General features: G+C 62.0%; 15 protein-coding genes. 12 read left to right on the top strand and 3 right to left on the bottom strand.

The features are described 5' to 3' along the window. Window positions 1-68 precede the first annotated feature (68 nt). The 4 genes from X760_RS51090 to X760_RS51075 all read left to right on the top strand — a co-directional run bounded on the left by X760_RS51090 (window position 69) and on the right by X760_RS51075 (window position 7,595). Window positions 69-3,146, top strand: a complete 3,078-nt coding sequence (locus X760_RS51090) for a hypothetical protein (RefSeq protein ID WP_156948051.1) — start codon at window positions 69-71, stop codon at window positions 3,144-3,146. A 539-nt stretch (window positions 3,147-3,685) separates the two neighbouring features. Further along, window positions 3,686-4,054 carry a hypothetical protein gene (locus tag X760_RS51085; protein WP_156948050.1) on the top strand — a complete coding sequence of 123 codons (369 nt, stop codon included), beginning with the start codon at window positions 3,686-3,688 and terminating at the stop codon, window positions 4,052-4,054. Between the two features lie 277 nt (window positions 4,055-4,331). Then, a complete protein-coding gene (locus X760_RS51080; protein ID WP_156948049.1) occupies window positions 4,332-6,143 on the top strand; it encodes a hypothetical protein in 1,812 nt (603 codons plus the stop codon). Window positions 6,144-6,152: 9 nt separating this feature from the next. Continuing rightward, window positions 6,153-7,595, top strand: a complete 1,443-nt coding sequence (locus tag X760_RS51075) for a hypothetical protein (protein ID WP_023718476.1) — start codon at window positions 6,153-6,155, stop codon at window positions 7,593-7,595. A gap of 172 nt (window positions 7,596-7,767) precedes the next feature. Here the strand turns inward: X760_RS51075 and X760_RS51070 are convergent, their stop codons facing one another. Together X760_RS51070 and X760_RS51065 are read right to left on the bottom strand one after the other, a co-directional pair. Further along, the gene (locus tag X760_RS51070) at window positions 7,768-8,967 is read right to left on the bottom strand and encodes an IS256 family transposase (protein WP_023718475.1); all 1,200 of its coding nucleotides are present in this window, start codon (window positions 8,965-8,967) and stop codon (window positions 7,768-7,770) included. Window positions 8,968-9,367: 400 nt separating this feature from the next. Beyond that, complete coding sequence (locus X760_RS51065; protein ID WP_023718474.1) at window positions 9,368-10,168, bottom strand: IclR family transcriptional regulator; 801 nt, start codon at window positions 10,166-10,168, stop codon at window positions 9,368-9,370. A 241-nt stretch (window positions 10,169-10,409) separates the two neighbouring features. On the opposite strand from X760_RS51065, the gene X760_RS51060 reads away from it, so the two are divergent. Genes X760_RS51060 through X760_RS51045 form a run of 4 tightly spaced genes read left to right on the top strand, consistent with a single transcriptional unit; the run spans window position 10,410 to window position 14,919 of the window. Continuing rightward, window positions 10,410-11,462: a substrate-binding domain-containing protein gene (locus X760_RS51060; RefSeq protein ID WP_031193806.1), complete on the top strand. Its 1,053-nt coding sequence runs from the start codon at window positions 10,410-10,412 to the stop codon at window positions 11,460-11,462. An 18-nt stretch (window positions 11,463-11,480) separates the two neighbouring features. Next, a complete protein-coding gene (locus tag X760_RS51055) occupies window positions 11,481-12,989 on the top strand; it encodes a sugar ABC transporter ATP-binding protein (protein ID WP_023718472.1) in 1,509 nt (502 codons plus the stop codon). After that, on the top strand, window positions 12,986-13,951 hold the full coding sequence (locus X760_RS51050; RefSeq protein ID WP_023718471.1) for an ABC transporter permease: 966 nt from the start codon (window positions 12,986-12,988) through the stop codon (window positions 13,949-13,951). The genes X760_RS51055 and X760_RS51050 overlap by 4 nt, the downstream gene beginning before the upstream one ends. Beyond that, the gene (locus X760_RS51045; RefSeq protein WP_156948048.1) at window positions 13,948-14,919 is read left to right on the top strand and encodes an ABC transporter permease; all 972 of its coding nucleotides are present in this window, start codon (window positions 13,948-13,950) and stop codon (window positions 14,917-14,919) included. The genes X760_RS51050 and X760_RS51045 overlap by 4 nt, the downstream gene beginning before the upstream one ends. On the opposite strand, the gene X760_RS51040 is transcribed toward X760_RS51045, so the two are convergent. Then, window positions 14,893-15,834, bottom strand: coding sequence for an amidohydrolase family protein (locus X760_RS51040; RefSeq protein WP_023718469.1), 942 nt, complete (start codon window positions 15,832-15,834; stop codon window positions 14,893-14,895). The two genes, X760_RS51045 and X760_RS51040, sit on opposite strands and share 27 nt — an antisense overlap. Before the next feature lie 74 nt (window positions 15,835-15,908). Here X760_RS51040 and X760_RS51035 point away from each other — a divergent pair, with 74 nt between their 5' ends. From X760_RS51035 to X760_RS51020, 4 genes are read left to right on the top strand one after another with little or no spacing between them, the layout of a single operon-like run. Next, window positions 15,909-17,228, top strand: coding sequence for an alanine racemase (locus X760_RS51035; protein WP_023718468.1), 1,320 nt, complete (start codon window positions 15,909-15,911; stop codon window positions 17,226-17,228). Window positions 17,229-17,269: 41 nt separating this feature from the next. Next, window positions 17,270-17,614 carry a RidA family protein gene (locus X760_RS51030; protein ID WP_023718467.1) on the top strand — a complete coding sequence of 115 codons (345 nt, stop codon included), beginning with the start codon at window positions 17,270-17,272 and terminating at the stop codon, window positions 17,612-17,614. Between the two features lie 9 nt (window positions 17,615-17,623). Beyond that, window positions 17,624-18,634, top strand: a complete 1,011-nt coding sequence (locus tag X760_RS51025; RefSeq protein ID WP_023718466.1) for a succinylglutamate desuccinylase/aspartoacylase family protein — start codon at window positions 17,624-17,626, stop codon at window positions 18,632-18,634. Window positions 18,635-18,690: 56 nt separating this feature from the next. Further along, complete coding sequence (locus X760_RS51020; RefSeq protein WP_023718465.1) at window positions 18,691-19,869, top strand: hypothetical protein; 1,179 nt, start codon at window positions 18,691-18,693, stop codon at window positions 19,867-19,869. The last annotated feature ends 205 nt before the right edge of the window (window positions 19,870-20,074 follow it).

Genomic DNA, 20,074 nt, shown 5'->3' with positions numbered 1-20,074 from the left:
CAAGACCCGCGGGAATCTCGCGGCGGCCGCGCATTGCTGCACTGGTCGACAGGTGCCTGGAATCCGGCATGTGCTGGATTGCTGCCCCTGGCGGATACGGGAAGACCACCGCAGTCATCGATTACCTCCAGGAAAAGCGGGCTCCGCATGTCTGGTATCGCGTCGATGACGAGGACCAGGATATCGCCCGGCTGTTCTACTATCTGGCGATGTCGCCTGGGGCGCGGGAACTCAGCCTTCCTGTTTTCGGAACCGAATATGCGGAGGATGCTGCTGCATTCGCGCGTCTGTTCTTCCGCGCTTACTTGGCGCAGATGGTGCCGGACACGGTCATCGTCCTCGACGATATTCACCGTGCCGATACACCAGAATTCCGCGAAATTCTGGCTGTCCTGCTGCGGGAATTGCCCAACACGGTCCGGTGCATCTGCATATCGCGTACACTGCCTGGTGGGGGCGTGGCCGAACTCGCGCTCGCAGGCAAGCTGCCGGTCATCGGCCAGACGGCACTGGAATTCTCGGAGGACGAAGCACGCTGCCTCGTCGGTCTCAGGGAACCAGGCCATGAGAAGGGGATCGAGGTCGCCGCCGCCAAGGGGTGGGCGGTCGGCCTGGTCATGATCGCCAACCAGAAATCAAGTACCCCACAGTTGATGAGCGCCATGCCTCTGGGGCAGGGAAATTTCCAGGAGGTGGTCGGCAGACTGTTCCTGCAGAACGTTCCAGGCGACGACCAGAACACCCTGTTGAAGCTTAATCTGCTTCCCGAAATCAATTCCGGTCTTGCCGACGCCTTGCTCGGACCCAGAGTCGGCGGCCCGGTGCTGGAGCGGCTCTTTCAAATGCAGCTGTTGGTCACCCGAACAGGCCTCAGAGGCGGAGGATTCCAGTTCCACGACCTCCTGCGCGACTACCTGTCCAGGCTCTTCGAAGCGCGGCTGCCGCCGGAAGAGCAGGCAAGTTTGCGCGAAAGGGCAGCTCGGGTCCTGCGCGACGCAGGATTGGTCGACGCTGCCGTATCGATGGCTCTCCAAGCAGAAGCCTGGCCGCTTGCCCGCGAGTTGGTCATCGAGCACGCCGAGGCGATGCTGTCCCAAGGCCGCAGGGCTACCTTGATCGAATGGGGCACCAGATTTCCTGCTGAAGAACTGGAAGGCTGGCTTCTCCACTGGATCGGGGCCGCTCACGTTCCTGACGACGCCGCAGCCGAGCGATGGTTCTCACGGGCTTGGGAGGCGTTCGAGAAGGACGGCGATTTGCGGGGGCAGTGGCTGACCGTAATCCGCGCCGTGCTCGTAAAGACAAGCAGCTGGCGGACGCACGGGGGCCTGGACGGGTGGACGCGAAGGGCAGCCGCCATCCTTCGCGGGAGGCAACCCGATCTTGTCCCGAGAGAGCGGATGCTGGTTGGTGTCGGCATGTTGCGCGCGGTTGACTACGGCGAGGCCGACGAAGAGACCGCACAGGCAGGAGTGAAGATCGCCGACGAGCTCCTGCAACAGCTGTCGAATCCGACTGGTGAAGTTCCGGTTGACCTGAGATTGCTTGCCAGTGAAGCCCTTGTTGATCATGCGGTCTGGTCAGGGCGGCAGGACATCTTCGAACAGGCGGTCGACAGCGTCGCTTCCGAATTGAACGACCCGAAGGTGACGCCTTGGGTGCTTGGCATGTGGTTGGTCTCTTTCGGCGCCGCCAGCGGCAGGTATTTTTCATTCTCGAGGCGCGGGTTTCCATATGCCTCGGCCGAAGACGCCCTTCGCAAGGCAATCGAGATGGGCGAGAGGGAAGCCCTGAAAAGCGTCGAGTTCAGCGGTCTCTACCATCTCCAGCTGCTGCTCAAGCTGCGCAATGATTTCGCCGGCTTCGCAGATCTCGTGACAAGGCTCGGCGAAATCGCGGACAGCCGCTTCACAACTCAGGTGGCCGTAGTCGCAGATTGCCGAGCCGCCATGCATGCGCGGCAAGGCAGCTTCGTCGAAGCCTACAGGGATTGCGACACGTTCATGACCGCGATCGAAGAGGCGAACGAGCCGATGGTCGAGCGCTGGCCGCATTATGTCACCAAATTCCAGGTTCTTCTCGCCGACAGAAGACCGGCTGAGGCCGCCTCGCTGTTGGCAGATGTCGTCGATCGGCTGGACGGCGGCCCGCGGGAACGGGTGAAGATTTGCATTCTTGCCGCTGCCGCTTTTGAAGAGAAATGGAGGGGCGGAGCCGCTTATGAAGAGAAACTGACGGAGTTCATGGCAGCCCTGAGGGCCGTCAACCCGTCTGCAATCCTACTCAACCTGCCCGATCTCCTCGCCGAACTGCTGGCGGATGCACTTGACCGCGGAATTGAAGCGGATCTCTGCCATTCGGTCATTCAGACGCGGCGTCTCGTCCCGCCAATGAGACGGCCTGCTAAATGGCCATGGCCACTGAAGATCTTTGTACTGGGCGGCTTCAGGATCGAGCTCGACGGAACTCAATTCGATCTCGGATCGAAATCGCCGACGCGTGCCCTCGATATCCTGCGGGTTCTCGCCCTGGCGCGCGACCAGACCTGTCCCCTCGAAAGCATTCATGACTGGCTTTGGCCCGATCTCGACGGGGATCAAGCCAAACCGGCGTGCGAGCAAGCCCTTCACCGCCTGCGCAAGACGCTCGGCAAGGGCGACTTCATCGTCCAGAGGGAGGGGCGGATCAGTCTGCCCCCGGATAAGGTGTGGGTCGACCTTGCTGATTGGGAAGCCCGTCTCAACCGCGGTCTTTCCAGGAAAGGGGATACGACAGCCCCCGAAAAGGAACAGCTTCTGGCGAGATTCCCCGGCCCGCCACTGTCACCGGGTTCTCTTCCGTCTTGGGCGATACCGGTGGCCGACAAGGTTCGGGACGGCTATATCGACCTGGCGATCAACGTCGGAAGACATTGGGAGAATGCCGGAGAAGGTTTCCGGGCGCGAGAAGCCTATCTGAGAGCACTCGAGTACTACCCAGATTCGGAAAGAGTGTACCAAGCCCTCATCAGGGAACGTCTGTCCAGCAGTGATCCTGCCGCAGCTGTAGACGACTTCTCGCGCTACGAAAGGGCGGTTGGAGCGAACGGGGAATACAAATCCTCACACGTGATCCGCACGCTGGTGCGTCCGTATCTGAGATCTTGAACGCCCAAACCCGTAAGCCATCCGTGAGCTGCGTCTTGCCAGCGTGCTCCGAACCTCTTCTTTGCACGGCCCGATAACTTCACGGGCAATCCCAGGTCGATCGTGTGCGGGGCGGTTTTGTCTAACCAGCAATCCGGGATCGGAAACACTGAGAGACCGGAGCGATAGACTCTGCGCTTGGGCAGCGTACCTGCGTGTCCCCAGCGGCGTTCAAGACTACTCGCGCTGCGAGCGGGTGATAGACCGGCGGAACCGGGCTTTCGATGCAATCCACTTGCGTGTGGTTTCTTCCAGAGCGAATGAATCCAAAAAATTTCGATCTGTAAGCCATCCGTAAGCTGCGGTCAGAGAAACTCAATCCGTCGAAAACAAACAACCGCTTCGTCCGGCCCCTCGAGGGGCTACCCCGCTCGCGAAACCGCGCATGCAAGCAGCCCGATGAGGATCAAAACATGTCTACATGGCAGGATAGAGCATACCGGATATTAAATCTTTTCGAGGGTTCGGCCGACGAAGCTGGCGACCGGACCTGGCAGATTATGAACCACGTTCTCGACGAGAACAATCAGGACGACTACATCAGCAGAGACTTCTACAACGTCCAGCAGACCGCAGGCGGGCTGCCGGAAGGCGTCAGCTTCGAAGTCTTCCTGTCAGCGGTGTCCGGTCATGTCAGGGACGAGCTGCAAGGCGGAAGCTTCGACGAGGGGCTTGGCGATGATGACATTCGCACGGCAGGCCTCTCTTTCGACGACAACATTCGCCGGCATATCCGGTTCCTCAACGGAGTGGTCCACCAAGGCGCTCCCGGCGAGGTTCATCTCGGACTATGGGAGAGAATTCTGCAGGCCCGCGACAATGGCCGGAGTATCCACTCGCTGTATCACGATTACCTTGTCGATGCCTAGCCGGCTCAGACACTCACGGGTTTTGTCACAGGCACAGGTCCGCGGGAAGCCATCGCCCTAGTGACGCGTGCCCGGAAGGCACAGCCGCAGACTTCGGCTGGGAGATGCTCGGCAGCCAAGGAGGCGGCTGGGCCCGGCAAGGGCATTCCTGACCTGGTGATTGTCTGCTCGGCCGATGTCTGAACGAGACGTAACTTGCTCTTGGGCCAGGGCTCCCGGATCGACGGAGCGCGGGCCTTGCACATCCGCAATCTGACGTTGGTCTTTCCCCGTCCGCGTGACGATCCATGGTCCAACGCCGCAACAAACAAGGAGAGTTCTCATGCCTGGTAACGATCTTCAGGTCACCGGCGGCATCACGCAAGCACTGCTTGACGCGCTGAACCAGATACACACCGCCGTTGCGGCCCAGCTTGTGAATCCCGACGGCACGCCGTCTGGCTCGGCAGTCTACATGCACCTTCCAGTCGGCCAGCCGATCGACCCGAAGATGTATGCCAATCCCTGGACGCCCGCCGGCGGCAGCGCCTACGGCGCGGTTTCCACCACGGGCGCTTTCTCAGCACCACCCGCTCCCCCTTCTGCCGGAACGCCCGCGACGCCGGCCGGTCAGCTGGCGGCAATGCCGGCACCAGATCCCAGGCTGCAATTGGCGATCAGCAGCGCCTTCAACACGGCTCAACGGGTTGACGACATGTTGATGGTCACCAACAAGGGGGTTGCGGTGTCGTGGCCCCAGCGAACCGTCAGTATCGAGTATTTCACAGCCCTGGCCGGCATGCAGGCGGAACCGATCCCTGAGCCCTCGACCGATATCAAGAAACGCATCGCCGATGCCCAGAAGACATTGTATCTGATGGATGCCGACGGCAATTTTACCGGCTATACGCCGCGCCACACCGCCTACAGACACAACCAGAAGGTGCTGGCAGATGCACGCAGCGAGTTCGCGCTCGCTTACTCCCAAGCCATGTCCGATCCTATCCAGGGACAGGCATGGCCGGTCACCAGCGCCAGATACCAGAACGCCGTCGACCAAGCCTATAACGACTTCAAGGATATGGGCGGGCAACAGATCGACGACGCGATTGCAACCCTTCAGTCCGTCGGCGGCAGCGCCGCGGCCGCCCTGATTGCCAAGGCCCGCAAGATGTACGACGAGTATAGCGTTGGTCTCGGTGGCGCCGTGGCAATCAAGGTGCCGTGGTCGTATATCGATCCGGTCTCCTGGTGGGATCACACCAACCATGACTTCGGGGTGATGAAAATCACCGCCACATCGAAACAGTACCAGGCGAGCGGTGGCGGCGGCCAACACAGCTTCGGACACAGTTTCTACAACAACGAGTCGTCATCAACATCGGGCAGCGTCGGCTACAGCGTTCTGGGTTTCGGCGCCTCAGCCAATGCATCGCACAGCGAGACCAGCCACAACGACGGTTGGAATGCCGACCAGTCCTCCTGGCAGTCGCATCAGGACAGCAGTTCTTCGGCAACTGTCACATTCGAGTGGTTCATGGCCAGCATCGAACGGCCATGGCTGCTTGGCGACCTTTTCCACATGGACGGCTGGTATCTCGCCGGTCAGAAGAAGAATGCGATCAGCGACGGGACCATCGAAGGTCAGATCGGCGACGTGCCCAAGCTGCTCCCGATGATCCCGAAGGGTTTTCTGATTGTTCGAAACGTGAAGATTACCGCTAATTCCTGGGGCAGCATGGGCAGCGCATTCCAGAGCGCCGTCGACAGCGCTAGCGGACACACGGAAAGCAGCTCCACCTCCTATGGCGGCAAGGTTGGTTGGTGCGGTATCGGCGGATCGGTCCAACATTCCAATTCGGACAGCAGCGGCGCATTCAGCAACCAGCACGATGCATCTCAGGGTTTTTCCTTCAGCAGCAATGAACACGGTGGAACGCTTGAACTTTTCGGTTCGCAGATCGTCGGCTGGGTAGGCCAGATACAGCCGGCCGCACCGCGCAAGGACGACCCTGCACTCAGCGCCGAAGTCGTGGCCAACCCTGCGACAGCCGCCAATGCCGGAGCGCCTGCGATACCGGCTGACGCGCCCGCTGCTCCGCAAGGCTGAGGTGTCCCTGTGAGCACGAACAGCGATCAGCTCGCGATCCTTGGCCAGCAAGTGGTGGACACGTTAATCGCGACCTACAACCCCAACAATGACCCGTCGTTGGCGCTTGCCATTCATCCGGGGCAGGCGCTAGCCGATGGCATCGTGCAAAATGGCGTGACCAATCCGCTGCGGCTGTCGGAGTGGCTGGAAGACCAGTACGACTACCCGCTATGGCTGAAACGGTCCGATGCCTCCTCCGTTTCCGCCTCGTCTGTCGGCAGTCTTACCGCCAAGTCTGCCTATTTGGCGATGATCCCATGGGCGCAACCGGGGGTTCCGGTTGATGCTCCTTCCTATGCGCGCATCGCCGCGATGGTTGCCGAGGCACGAAAAGATATCGGGGACAATCCCGATGCGCTGCCATTCAGCTGCGAGCCGACAGATTTCGCCGAGCCCAGCTGCACGGCCTGGCATGTCTTCGATCAAAGGATATCCCGCACTACCGCAACCACGACCGAGACACCCGGCGCCATTAAGGCAAATCCCCACTTATGGAAGATGCGAGTGTTGACAAAAGAGGTGGTGTCGAACCTCACCGCAGTTTCCGAGGCGGTCGAACGGCGCAAGGCATTTGCCGCCGAATTAGCTGTTGTGCCAAGGGTTGAAGCGGTCAGAAAGCTGCGCATGCAGCCACATCTCACGGACTACGCTACCCAGCCAGTCGAGTTTCTCGGTATCCAGGATGCAGCAAGCACCGCGGTCAATCTGAGCCAGTTCAGCGCGAACCATCTGGGTGGCCTCACCGCTTCGCCGCTCCACGCCCGGGCGCTGGCCGCTACCCTGCCAACATTCAGTCGAATTCGCGCTGCCCGGCGACACTTCACAGCCGAGGCAGATCACGTCTCGCCGCCCAGAGAGCAGCCAAATGCTTCCAGCACGCAAATGCAGTTGGACACCTCGCTCGTGAACCGATTGGCCACAATCCAGCTTCACGATCTCATTAAAAACCCGGTCGTAACGGAGGTAACTACCTCGGACAGTGAACTGCATGTGCATTTCGAGTATTGCATGCTCACCATCACCCGGCGGATCGCCGGCACGAGATGGTGGCATCCCGACCTCGTCGACGAGGAGGATTGGTACGTACCGGGAATGAAGCGCGGCGACATGATCAAGGCTTCGACCGACGAGACCTATGCGCATTGCCTGCCTCAGGGCCTGCTTCTGGTTCGTAACGTGGAATTCAGCGGCTCGTGGACCGCCGAAGCCCGCACGACGATGCAAAACGCCGTCTCGTTTCTGGGTCCCTTCCTGATGCAGGCGCCAACCGGCTCTACATCCAGCACGTCCGACCTCGAACAGATAAGTGTGCTTGGCGTGGGCGTTCAGGTAATAGGCGAGCTTTGCTTTCCATTGCCGCCGCTCCCGCCGATGGATGATCCGGCGGAATTGGAACGTCCCGTTGTCTAAGCAATCAACGACGCTCAATGAAGACGGTAAGTGCGTTGTGGCCGGGCCGGACGAGGTGTCCCAGGAGTTGTGTGCGTCAAGTTCTGCAAAAATGGCGTGGCAGTAGCTGTGACGTCGGCGTGTCCGCCGCGCAGCCCCCGTGTTTAGCGGAGCGGCGGACACACGGCGGTGCTCAGGCGGCCAATGCTCTCAGGCTCTCCTTCTTGTGCTCGCGCAGATGATCCATGTTGAGATAGCGGGTCGCCTCGAGCCAGTTCTCGTGGATCTCGACCGCCAATGCCCGAACCAGCCGCAGGCAGCTCCGCGGGTTGGGGAAGATGCGAACGACCAGNGTGCGCCGCTTGATCTCCTGGTTCAGCCGCTCCAGCATGTTCGTCGACTTCATGTGCTTGTGGTGGGCAAGCGGCAGCCGATAGAAGCTCAGCGTCTCCTCGATGTTGTCTTCCACCCAGTTGACCAGCTTCGGGTATTTGGCCTGCCATTTGGCGATCCACTGCGCCAGGTCGCGTTTGACCTCGGCAAGGTCGCGCCGGTCGTAGAACCATCTGAGCTCCATCAGGCAATCGTCGTCGACCTTGCGCGGCACGTAGTCGAGCGCGTTTCTGAGGAAGTGCACGTAGCAGCGCTGCCAGACCGCTTCGGGCAGCACTTCGCGGATTGCCGCCCTGAGCCCCGGATGGTCGTCGGAGACGACGAACTCGACGCCGGCGAGCCCGCGATTCTTGAGCCCCGTCACGAACTCGCGCCAGCTCGAATGGCTCTCCCGGTTGGCCAGCTCCACGCCCAGGACCTGGCGCCGGCCCTCCCAATCCACGCCGATCGCCACCAGCACCGCCTGGCTGGCGATCACGCCCGCCTCGCGAGCCCGTTCATAGCGCGCGTCCAAGATGAGATACGGATAGCTTTCCTCGAGCCGCTGCGTGAAGAACGCCTTGAGCGCCTCATCCAGCCGCATCGTCGCCTCGCTCACCGTCGAGGCCGAGAAAGAGTGGCCGCACAATTCCTCCGTCACCGCCTTCACCTTGCGGGTCGAAACGCCTTGTACGTACATCTCGACCAGCGCCGACACCAAGGCCTTCTCCGAACGCTGATAGCGCTCAAACAACTCCGTCGAGAACCGGCCCGTCCGATCCTGCGGAACGCGAAGTTCCAGCACCCCAACCCGCGTCACCAGCTTGCGCTCGTAATACCCGGACCGGTAACTCACCCGCTCCGCCGTCCGCTCGCCTTTCTCGGCCCCGATCGCCTCCGTCATCTCGGCTTCCAGAGCCTCCTGCACGACAGTCTGCAATACCTGGCGAAAGCCGTCCTCATCCGACAGCAGCAACGCTTTCAACTCGCCCCTGCTCAGTTTAACTTCTCGATTGGTCATGGCACTTCCCCTTCCACGGGAATCGGTGATTGCAACGTCACCACCGTGCCATGGCCGCTCGCCCTTCAGAGCAAGCGCCGTTCTCTCTCCAAAACTTTTTGCAGAACCTTCAGGACACTATCGGCCCAGGCACCGGTATCATCGNGCCATGGCCGCTCGCCCTTCAGAGCAAGCGCCGTTCTCTCTCCAAAACTTTTTGCAGAACCTTCAGGACACTATCGTCCCAGGCACCGGTATCATCGCGTGCACTCTGCGGTGCTGGCACGCTGCGGACTGTGGGCAAAGGTGGTCGCGGGAGCGCGCTGCCGCCTTTGCCATACCCACCGGAATACCGGTTCCGGCCTCGCTGCTGCGGCTGAACGAGCGGAGCCTATCCCGAACCTTCGCGCGCCGATTTTTACTAGCTTCCCGCCAGCGACAATCCACGGGCGCGCTCGCATAGCAGGGCAAGCAATTCGCTGCGCCTGGCTTCCGGCGTGTCGACGGGCAACACGAAACAAAGCGTCTTGTTGATGGCCCCGTCGCCATCGCGGATGGGCGCGGCCATGCACCAGGTGAAGCGGTCAGCCAGAGCGGCGGTCTCGCTGAAACCTTGCTGGCGCGCCAGAGCCACATCGCCGAAGAACTCGGCTGGCGCAATGACGCGGCCGTCGGGAAGCTTGTAGTCGCCAGGCGGAATGAAGTCCTGTATTTCCTGCGCGCTCATATGGCCGAGCAGCAGCCTTCCGGACGCCGTCCACGGGATCGGCACCTCGACTCCGACATCGCTTGAAATCCGGAACGGGCCGGGCGAGTCCCGGCAATCAAGGACGACGTATTTGTTCCCGCGCAGGCCACACAGTTGGACGGTCTCGCCCGTCTCCGCGCCTAGTCTGTCCAGGGTTTCGATGATGCGTCGATAATGGGCATTATGATGTGAGTAGGCCCAGCCGAACAGATGCATCGCCTTTCCGAAATAGACATAGCCTTCCGTCCCGACGTTCTCGAGCATTTCGGCTTCCAGCAGGCTGTTGACGATCTCATAAGTGGTCGAACGCGGCGCGCCGATCATCTTGGCGATATCGCCGACGCGCATCGGCGCGCGCTGCCGCAGAAGCGCTTCAAGCAGCGTGATGGCGCGGTCAATCCCGCGGCGCCGTTCGCCATTGCGCGGCTCGGCGCGGACTTCCCTTTCGATCAAACCAGTGACGCCATCGCTCATGTGGGCCGCACCCCGCGCAAAATCATTTCGGCCCTCGTCTCAAGACGCTTGAAAGATGTCAAGGCTCAGTCTAGCATCCCATCTGTCCGATATACAGGCCTCTTGTCTGGAATATCGGACAATAAAGAGCCAGGCGCAGAGAGTCCTGACGAGAAAAAGGGCGGTTTCCGAGATGCGGCAACCGGCGGGTTTTCTCGTCTCGACCCCGCACGTCCAGGCATAACCTCAGAAGGGAACAATCATGACCAAATCATCGTTTTTCGCATCCGCCAGCGCCCTTTGCCTCGGTCTTCTCCTCAGCGTTGGCGCCGGTTCGCAGGCCAACGCCGCCGCTAAATGCATCAAGGGCGACCGCAAGGCGCCGTATACGATCGGCTGGGCCAACATCTATTCAGTTCCGACCTGGATGAAGCAGACACAGGGCACGATCGAAGCCGAAGTCGAAACTTTGAAGAAGCAAGGCTTGGTCGACAAGCTCGTCGTGACCGACGCCCAAGGCGACGCCAACGTCCAGATTCAGCAGATCCAGTCGATGATCGATTCCGATGTCGATGCCATCATCCTGATCGCTGGCTCGTCGACCGCGCCGGCGCGCGTGCTGGCGGACGCCTGCGCCAAAGGCATCGCGATCATCAATTTCGACAGCCTCGTCGACACCGACCAGGTGACCGCCAAGGTCAACACCGATTCCTCACAGTGGGGCGATCAGGCGGCCAAGTTCCTGATCGACGCCATCGGAGGCAAGGGCAAAATTCTGATCCTCAATGGCCCAGCCGGCGTTTCGGTCAGTGACGACCGGCGCAAAGGCGCCGATGCCGAGCTTAAGGCTCATCCCGATGTGAAAGTGCTTGCCGAAACGAACACGCCCTACAATGTCGCGCCCGCCCAGGAAGCGGTCACCAGTCTGCTTTTCGCCAATCCCGAAATCGACGGCATCCTGTCGCTCGGCGGCGCTCTGTCGGCGGGTGCCGTGCTCGCGCTCGACAAGCAGGGTCGCGACCAGGTGCCGATCACCGGCGAGAATGCGCGCCAGTTCCTCGAACTGTGGAAGGAAAAGGGCTTGAAGAGCTGGGCGACGATGCAGCCGAACTGGCTCGGCGCTTTCGCCACCTACACCGCCGTACAGGCGCTGGACGGCAAGGATGTGCCGGCTTTCGTCAAGATCCCGCTGCCGGTGATCGACAATTCCAACGTCGACGAATATCTCGCCCGGGCTAAGGATTTCCCGGCTGACGGTTACATCTATTCGCCGTTCGATGAGGATCTGTTCAAGAAGCTGCTGGCCCAGAAATAAGCCTGAAGGGTTGCAACATTGACAACCACGGCTACGCTTCTCGCCGCGCGGGGGGTGTCGAAGTCCTTCTTCGGCAACCCCGTCCTGCGCAACGTTTCCATCGCTCTGCAGCCGGGCCGCGTGCATGCGCTGCTCGGCGAGAACGGCGCGGGGAAGTCGACGCTGATCAACCTTTTGTCCGGCGCCCTGCGCCCGGACGGCGGGGCGATCGAGGTTGATGGACGCCCGGTATCGCGCATGAGCCCCGCTCATGCGCGGCATGCCGGGATCGCCGTTGTCCAACAGGAACTCAGCCTGACGGCCAGCCTCTCGATCGCCGAAAATATCGGGCTCGGCGCCTATCCCAAGAGATTCGGCTTGGTCGATTACACGGAACTTGCCGCACGGGCCAGGGCCGCATGTGATCTTGTCGGCCTTCGCGAACCGCTGTCTACGCCGGTGGGGCATCTGTCACTCGGCCGGCGTCAGATGGTGGAGATCGCCAAGGCGCTCTACCGGCGGCCGCGCGTGCTCATTCTCGACGAACCCACCTCATCGCTATCGGCAACCGAGACAAAAACCCTCACGGACTTGCTGGAAAGGCTTCGGGCCGAGGGCATCGCCATTCTCTACATCTCGCACCGGCTGAACGAAGTGATGACACTGTGCCAGCATGTCACCGTACTGAAGGACGGCGCCTGCACGGCGGACCGCTCGCTGGAAGAAACTGATGCCGCCGGGCTGGTGCGGCTGATGGTCGGCCGCGACCCCGGCGATCTCTTTCCACGATGGCAGCCTTCGCCATCGCCAGCCAACGCCATCTCGGTTCGTAATTTTTCGGCCGGCCTGATGCGCGACGTCGATCTCGACATCAGGACAGGCGAGGTGCTTGGGATCGGCGGCCTGGTCGGGCAGGGGCAGGAAGATCTGCTGCTTGGCCTCTACGGCGCGATCCCGGCTAGGTCGGCATCCGCGACCGTAAACGCTGCTTCGGGTCTGCCGGGCGGCGTGCCGAAAGCCAATGCGCTCGGCCTCGCCTATGTCCCGGCCGACCGCAAGCGCGAAGGCCTGCACTTGATCCATCCCATCATCACCAACATGATGCTACCAGCCTTCGCAAGGCTGCCGGCGTTGAAGCTGCGCAGCCGGCGTGCCGAGCGCGATTTGGCGAGGGGACTCGCCGCCCAGCTTGCCATCAAGGGCGACCTCGATCGCCCGGCGCAGGCACTCTCAGGTGGCAACCAGCAGAAAGTCGCGCTGGCGAAATGGATGCCACACGATCCGCTTGTGCTTCTCCTCAACGATCCGACGCGCGGCGTCGATGTCGAGACCAAGCGTGAGATCTACATGATGCTTCGCAATCTCGCTGCCGCCGGCAAGGCGATCGTCCTGCTCAGTTCCGACACACCCGAACTGGTGCACCTTTGCGACCGCGTCGCCGTGGTCCGAGAAGGTCGCATCAAGGCCATGCTCGAGCGCGAGGCACTGAGCGAGGAAGTCATCGTCTCCGCCGCAATGGGCGCCGAACAGCAGAAAGTTGCGGCATGAGCACGGTTGTATCCTCAAGCCAAGCCGGCGCCCTCTACTGGCGAGTTCAGCTGCGCCGAAATGTTGGCGTGCGCAGCCTGTTTGCCGTGGTTCTGGCGTTCCTCGTTGCCTACGGCGTGTTGTTCCCCGGCCTCTTGACGGCGTCCGGCTTCGCCAAATTCACCCAGAGCTGGTTTCCGCTGGCGCTGGTCGCGATGGCCCAGGCGATCCTCATGCTCACCGGCGGCATCAGCTTGGCAATCGGCGCAATGGTCAGTCTCGGCGCGGTAATCGCCGCGACGACGATGATCGGGCCGCTGGGCGTAGCCGGCGGCACCGCCGTGGTGGCGCTGACCGGTATCGGCATCGGTGCCGCGACGGGGTTCATCGTCGTGAAACTTCGGTTGCCGGCCATCGTGGTGACGCTCGCCGGCTCCTTCATCATCGGCGGTGCTGCGTTGCTCATCCTGCCGAGGCCGGGCGGCGCCATTCCGGAGTGGCTGTCGGACCTGCTTGCCGGCAACACGCCGGCGGCATTCGTGTTGCTGGTGCTCGTCGTGCTTTTGTGGAAACTCTATCTCGCCACCCCGCTTGGGTTGAGCCTCTATGCCGCCGGTGAGAATCCGGTCGGCGCCTATCGCTCCGGCGTGCCGGTCGACGGCGCGCGGATCGCGGCCTATGCGATCAGCGGTCTGCTTTGCACAGGCGCCGGCCTGTTCGTCGCCGCGCAAACGGGTTCGGGCGACCCGGTCATAGGCACAGCCTTCACGCTGAATTCCATTGCCGCCGCGGTGCTCGGCGGAATCGGCTTCCTCGGCGGCCAGGGCACGATGCGCGGCGCGCTTGCCGGCAGCCTGCTGCTCAGCCTGATGATCAGTGTCATGTTCTTCCTCGGCTTCACGCCAGTTGCTCAGTATGTCGCCCAAGGCCTCATCATCATCGGGGCGGTCGCCATCCCGCAATTCCGCAAGGTGCAGCAATGACAGCACGGAAAGAGAGCGCGCGCGGCGGGCGGGCGTTGACGATCCTGCGCAGCCGGCCCTTCCTCACGGTCGCTATCGTTGCCGCGGTGTGGATCGCGGCGAGCTTCGCTTCACGTGGCTTCGGCGCTTATGGTCATTTGCGCTATTTGGTCGAGTTGGGCGCGGTGATCGGCCTGGTCGCGGCGGGCCAGACCTTCGTGGTGATTGCCGGCGGCATTGACCTTTCCGTCGCGGCGATCGTCACGGTCAGTGCCGTCAGCCTCCCGCTGCTCTCATTGCAGGCGGATCCGACCGGGCTCACAGCCGTTCTTGCAGTACTTGCGTTGACGACCGCGATAGGTCTCGTAAACGGGCTGGGCGTGGCGCTGTTGCGCGTTCATCCAATGATCATGACACTGGCGATGGCGACATTCCTGCAGGGCCTCCTGATCATCATCGCCGGCGGCAGCGCCGTGACCGCCGAGAACCCGCTGGTCAGCTGGCTCGGCAATGCGCGGCCAGCCGGTATTCCGGCAGGCGTGCTTTTGTGGGTGGTCATTTCCGTGATCGTTCTGACCACGATGCATGCGACATCCCTCGGCGCCCGGATTTTCGCGATGGGCGCCAATCCGCTTGCCGCGGCGCTGTCCGGAGTTTCCGTCGCCTCGACCACGCTCGCCGTCTACGGCATCAGCGGCTTCTGTTCGGGACTTGCCGGTGTGTTGGTCCTCGGCATGAACGGCCAAGGCTATGTCGGGATCGGAGATCCCTATCTCCTCGCGTCGATTGCCGCCGTGGTGCTCGGCGGCACCTCGATACTGGGCGGGCTCGGCACCTATGCCGGTACTATCCCCGGCGCGATCCTGCTGGTCACGATCACGGCGCTGATCACCGTCGTCAACGCATCGCCCGGCTGGCGCAGTATCCTGTTCGGGTCGCTGATTCTGGGGCTGCTGCTTCTCTCAGGCAGGGAGCAGGCCCGCCGATGAAATATCGTGCAGCCGGTAGATACGCCTTGCGTTGCCGAAGAACAGCGCCGTTTGCTCGTCCGCGGAAAGCTCTCCTGCAATGGCTTTGAAGCTGTCATATACTGCATCGAATGACGCATGCAGGCCGGCGACTGGGAAGTCACTGCCGAACATCGCTCGCTGCGTACCGAAACAGTCGATGCAATGCATGACAACCGGCTTCAGGCTGTCGAGTGTCCAATCATGATCGTAGGCGACCAGATCCGATATCTTGATGGCAGCGTTGTCGCACTCCGACAAAAGCCGCAGCCCTTCGCGCCACACCCGCATGCCGTCTGCATCGCGATCGATCGGGCTGCCGCAGTGGTTGAGAACAAAGAGTTGGTCCGGAAAGGCCGCTGCGAGGCGCGCCGCACCGGGGAGCTGGCGCGGAAACACCATCAGGTCGAAAACCAGCCGGTGGCGCCCAAGCAGGGACAGGCCGGCACGCCAGGCCTGATCGTCCATGATGCCGTCACGGGCAGCAAAACGGCGGGCAGGATCCGGATCCCAGCTCAGTATGTCGCGCACACCGACGACACGGTCGAATGCCGCCTGCGCCTCGACCAGCGCCGGCGCTTGGCGGCTCGCCAGCGGTATGTGAACAACATAACGGGCGGCCACGCCGCGCGACTTGTCGAGCGTTTCAAGCCACCGCGTTTCGCCGACGCATTCATCCCCGGTCCAGCCGGCTTCGACATGGACGGTTGCGACGACATTGTGCCGGCCGGCGTCGCGCAAATAATCTTCAGGAAGGTAGTTTCGCCGCAAGCGGCCAAGCTCCCCCAGACCGCCGCGTTCGCCAGCCGTTGTGGCGAGCCAGGGGTGCCGGCTGAGGCCGAGATCCCAAAGGTGATGGTGGGCATCGATGATCGGTCCGCGGTAAGGTGTTGGCACGCATCTCTCTCATGGTGTGGCCGGAATCGGAAATCGATCCGGACTTCATCCTGTAAAGGAAGGACTAGCATCGGATGACCGAAAGCTCACCCGTACTGTTGCTGGCGACCCGAGAAAATTTCCTGCTCGATGACCGTATCCGCGGCGTGCCGCCTGGCACCCTCGGCTTGGACAGCAGCCTTGTCGCATCTGAGCGCTGGCATCCAGCGGATGGGCGTATGTCGTTGCCGGTGTTGACCGTCGACGAGGGGGCCTTCATCGCCAATCGTGACCTGTTCCTGCGCTATGCGCGAGAGCAGGGCGCCGTGATCGCCCCGCATGCCAAGACCCCGATGGCGCCTGATCTTGCCCGGTCCCTGATCGAGGCCGGAGCATGGGGCACGACCGTCGCCGACATAAGGCAGGCCACGGTGATGCTCAGAGCCGGACTCTGTCGGCTGATCATCGCCAATGAGGTCGGCGGACCAGGTGGTGCGAACCGGCTTGCGGTTCTTGTCAGCGCCTGGCCAAGCGCTGAGTTCTACGTTTTCGCCGACTCGATCGCCGCCGTGAATGCGCTTGCCGAAGCCTGGCGGGCCAATGCGAGGCTGCCGCCATTGCGCGTGCTCGTCGAACTTGGTGCGGGCAGGGCAGGCGCCCGGACCACCGGCGAAGCCGAGGCGATTGCCGACGCGATTGTAGCAGCCGGCGGCCGGCTGCTGATCGCCGGCGTCGCAACCTATGAAGGTGCCGCGGCGCAGCCCGATCCTGACCGCACCGATGAGGCGATATCCGCCCTGCTGACAATGACAGCCGACATGTTCCTGCGGCTCCGCGCCCGCGTCGGCGGCGACACCCCGCTGATTGTCACGGCAGACGGCTCGGTCTACTTCGACAAAGTGGTCGCAGCGCTTTCGCCTCTCGTTTCTAGGGACAGCAGCGCGACGCTGGTGCTGCGCAGCGGCGCCATCTTCTTCCACGACCATGGCGTCTACGACCGCTCGCTCGGCACACTCGACGCCCGCGAGGGTTTTGCAGTCGGCGGCTTCAATGCGTCCGCACGAAATTCGTTCCGTCCGGCTTTGCGCCTATGGGCCGAGGTACTGTCGCGGCCGGAGCCCGGCCTTGCGATCTGCGGCATGGGCATGCGCGACGTGTCGTTCGACCAGGGCTTTCCAATGGTCCTGACCATCTTTCGTGCCGGCAAGCAGCTGCCGATAGCGCGTGCCGAGGTCTTCAAGCTCAACGACCAGCACGCCTTCCTGACAATTGCGTCGGGCGACGACATTGCCGTCGGCGACACCGTTGAATTCGGCATCTCCCATCCCTGCACCTGCCTTGATCGCTATCGCGTGATCTTTGGCGTCGACGCGGCCGGGTATGTCAGCCACGCCTTTCCCACCTATTTCGGCTGACCATCGTCGCGCTTTCCAAAAAAAGAACGAAAGGATCCGATATGATCAAGTACTTCCAATCCGGCTCCCGCATGTCGCAGGCGGTCGTCTATGGCGGCCTCGTGCACATAGCGGGCCAGGTCGCAGACGATCGCAAGGCCGGCATCGAGGGTCAGACGAGCGAGGTACTCTCCAAGATCGAGGCGCTCCTGGTCGAGGCCGGCAGCAGCAAGTCGAAGCTCGTGGCGGTCAACATCTTCCTGCCGCAGATTGGCGATTTCGACGCAATGAACAGTATCTACGATGCCTGGGTGGATTCCGCCCGTCTGCCGGCGCGTGCCTGCGTCGAGGCGCGTCTCGCTGATCCTGACCTCCGCATTGAGGTCACCGCCGTCGCGGCTGTGTGAACCGCCGCCATGCACACCGGCATCAGCCATTCGCTCGATTTCGATCGGGACGGCAAGACGCTCAGCCATCTGAGCATCCCGTTCTCGATAGACCGTTCGCCATATTTCCAAATCAAGGTCCCGATCTGCCTCATGCGCAATGGTGAGGGTCCGTCGCTGCTTCTTATGGCCGGTAATCACGGCGATGAATATGAAGGCGAGCTGTGCTTGGCAAAGCTGGTCCGCCGGCTCGATCCAGCGCGAGTCAGGGGCCGCGTCACCATCCTGCCGATGGCCAATGTGCCGGCGGTGATGGCCGCCAAACGCTGCTCGCCGCTCGATGGCGGCAATCTCAATCGCGCCTTTCCCGGAGATCCGTCGGGCACGCCGACAAGCCGGCTCGCCAACTTTCTCGAGACAGACCTGTTCCCCCGACACGACATCGTCTTCGACATCCATTCGGGGGGCACTTCGATGGAACATCTGCCGACTGCACTCGTCGAGCGCAATGCCGATCCCGAGCGCCACAGGCGCGGGGTGGAGCTGATGCGGGCGCTCTGCATGCCCTATGGGTTCGTGGCCGACAATGGCCAGGCCTCGCCGACCTCCATGGGTGCAGCGCGCCGTGCCGGCGCCATCGGCGTCAGCGGTGAGTTCGGGGGCGGCGGCACCGCCACGGTCGACACGATGGCGATCACCGCTCGCGCGATCGACAATCTGCTGATTGCACTAGGCCTGGTCGACGGGCCAGTTGTTGGCGCGGAGTCAATGCATTCGATGCCGACGCGACTGCTTTCGCTTTCGCGGCATAGCCAAGGCCTCTACGCCGCCCGCCGCGGCTGGTTTGAACCCGCCGTGAGGGTTGGCGACAGCGTGAACGCCGGACAATTGGCTGGCTGGTATCACGATCTCGAAAGGCTCGATCTTGCCGAGGAAGCCTTGCATTTTGCCGAAAACGGCATCGTGCTTTCGCGGCGGCTGCATACAATGTGCGAGGCAGGAGACTGCCTCATGCAAGTCGCCGAACCCGTAGAAACCTAAAGGGAAAACGCACGGCGTCTAGCTGCTGCGCCACTCTGGAGAACTGAGGATATCTTATGCAGCTTTCCATGTGGACCTACCCCTGGGATGTCCAGGATCTCGGTTTCGAGATGGTCGAACGCGATCTGGTCGAACGCGCGGGACTCAACATGATCAGCCTTGCTGCCTCGTATCATGCGGGACGCTTCCTTCAGCCGCGCAGCCCGCGCCGCAAAGCCTATTTCCCGGAGGACGGCACGATCTACTTCAAGCCAACCGCCGCGCGATGGGCCGACCTCGCAATTCAGCCCAAGGTGGCGGACGTGATCTCGCAGGGAGGCGACGTGCTTGGCGAGCTCGTCCGCAGACGAGACGCCAATGGGCTCGGTGTTTCGTGCTGGACGGTGTGCCTGCACAACACCCGCGCCGGCATGCTTTATCCGCAGGTGGTTACCCGAAATGCCTTCGGCGATCCCAATTATTACAACCTTTGTCCCTCGCATCCGGATGCGCGCGCCTATGTTCGCGCGCTGGTCGCCGACGTTACGCACACCTACAAGCCGGACAGAATCGAGCTCGAAAGCCCGTCATTCATGAGCTTCGCCCACGAATATCATCACGAGAAAGACGGTGTCGGGCTGACCGCGGAAGATGACTTCCTTCTGTCGCTGTGCTTTTGCCCGTCCTGCCTCGCCCGCGCCGCTTGTGCCGGCATTGACGGCGAGGCGGCGCGCAAACTGGTCAGAGGGTGGATCGTCGAGACCTGTGATCGTGCCGTTCCGGCACCGCGTTTTCCGGACTTTCCGAACGGTAGCTTCGATACCTTCCAGCCCTGGCCAGAATTATACGACTTTCTGCTGTGGCGGTTCGAGCCGGTGACCAGCTTGGTTGCCGAGCTGCGCGACGTTGCCGATCCGGGCACACGTGTCCTCATCATTGACCTGAAGGACGGCTGGTTGGGCGGCTGCGATCTGGCGGCTCTCGGCCAGGCTTGCGACGGCGCGATCCTGTGCGCCTACGATATGCAGGCCAGCGATGTCGCAGATCTGATGGCCACTGGCCGTGCCACGCTCGGAGCAGAGAAATTCCTTGGGACCGGTTACCGGCTGTTCCATCCGGAAATGGCAGGCCCGGACATTCTCGCCGCCAAAGTGAAACCGGCGCTGGCGGCGGGCGTCGATGGCATCAATTTCTACAATTACGGCCTTGTACCTGCCGCACGCCTCGATTGGGTGAGTGCCGCACGATCTGTGTGAACAATCGATCCACTGCCGACCCAATAGGCCTAATTTTGCCTCGAGCATTGCGCGTAATGGAGAGGCGTTCGGAGGACTTCCCGCATGGATTCTCGCATTGCTTTGGCCGGCGGCCAGCAGCCTAGCTGAAAATCGAGGCATGGCTGTGAGGGCCACGCGGGAGGGAGGCGGGTTATACGGTGGAGCGCATCTTCCAATTTATTCG

The organism is Mesorhizobium sp. LSHC420B00 (assembly GCF_000503055.1).
Taxonomy (GTDB): domain Bacteria; phylum Pseudomonadota; class Alphaproteobacteria; order Rhizobiales; family Rhizobiaceae; genus Mesorhizobium.
This window is presented reverse-complemented; position numbering and strand designations above follow the sequence as displayed.

Bases quoted from the DNA above. Each gene is read 5' to 3' on its own strand.
- X760_RS51050 (WP_023718471.1), top strand. From the start codon at position 12,986: ATGAGCACGGTTGTATCCTCAAGCCAAGCCGGCGCCCTCTACTGGCGA.
- X760_RS51020 (WP_023718465.1), top strand. From the start codon at position 18,691: ATGCAGCTTTCCATGTGGACCTACCCCTGGGATGTCCAGGATCTCGGT.
- X760_RS51045 (WP_156948048.1), top strand. From the start codon at position 13,948: ATGACAGCACGGAAAGAGAGCGCGCGCGGCGGGCGGGCGTTGACGATC.
- X760_RS51085 (WP_156948050.1), top strand. From the start codon at position 3,686: ATGAACCACGTTCTCGACGAGAACAATCAGGACGACTACATCAGCAGA.
- X760_RS51030 (WP_023718467.1), top strand. From the start codon at position 17,270: ATGATCAAGTACTTCCAATCCGGCTCCCGCATGTCGCAGGCGGTCGTC.
- X760_RS51035 (WP_023718468.1), top strand. From the start codon at position 15,909: ATGACCGAAAGCTCACCCGTACTGTTGCTGGCGACCCGAGAAAATTTC.
- X760_RS51060 (WP_031193806.1), top strand. From the start codon at position 10,410: ATGACCAAATCATCGTTTTTCGCATCCGCCAGCGCCCTTTGCCTCGGT.
- X760_RS51025 (WP_023718466.1), top strand. From the start codon at position 17,624: ATGCACACCGGCATCAGCCATTCGCTCGATTTCGATCGGGACGGCAAG.
- X760_RS51090 (WP_156948051.1), top strand. From the start codon at position 69: ATGTGCTGGATTGCTGCCCCTGGCGGATACGGGAAGACCACCGCAGTC.
- X760_RS51065 (WP_023718474.1), bottom strand. From the start codon at position 10,168: ATGAGCGATGGCGTCACTGGTTTGATCGAAAGGGAAGTCCGCGCCGAG.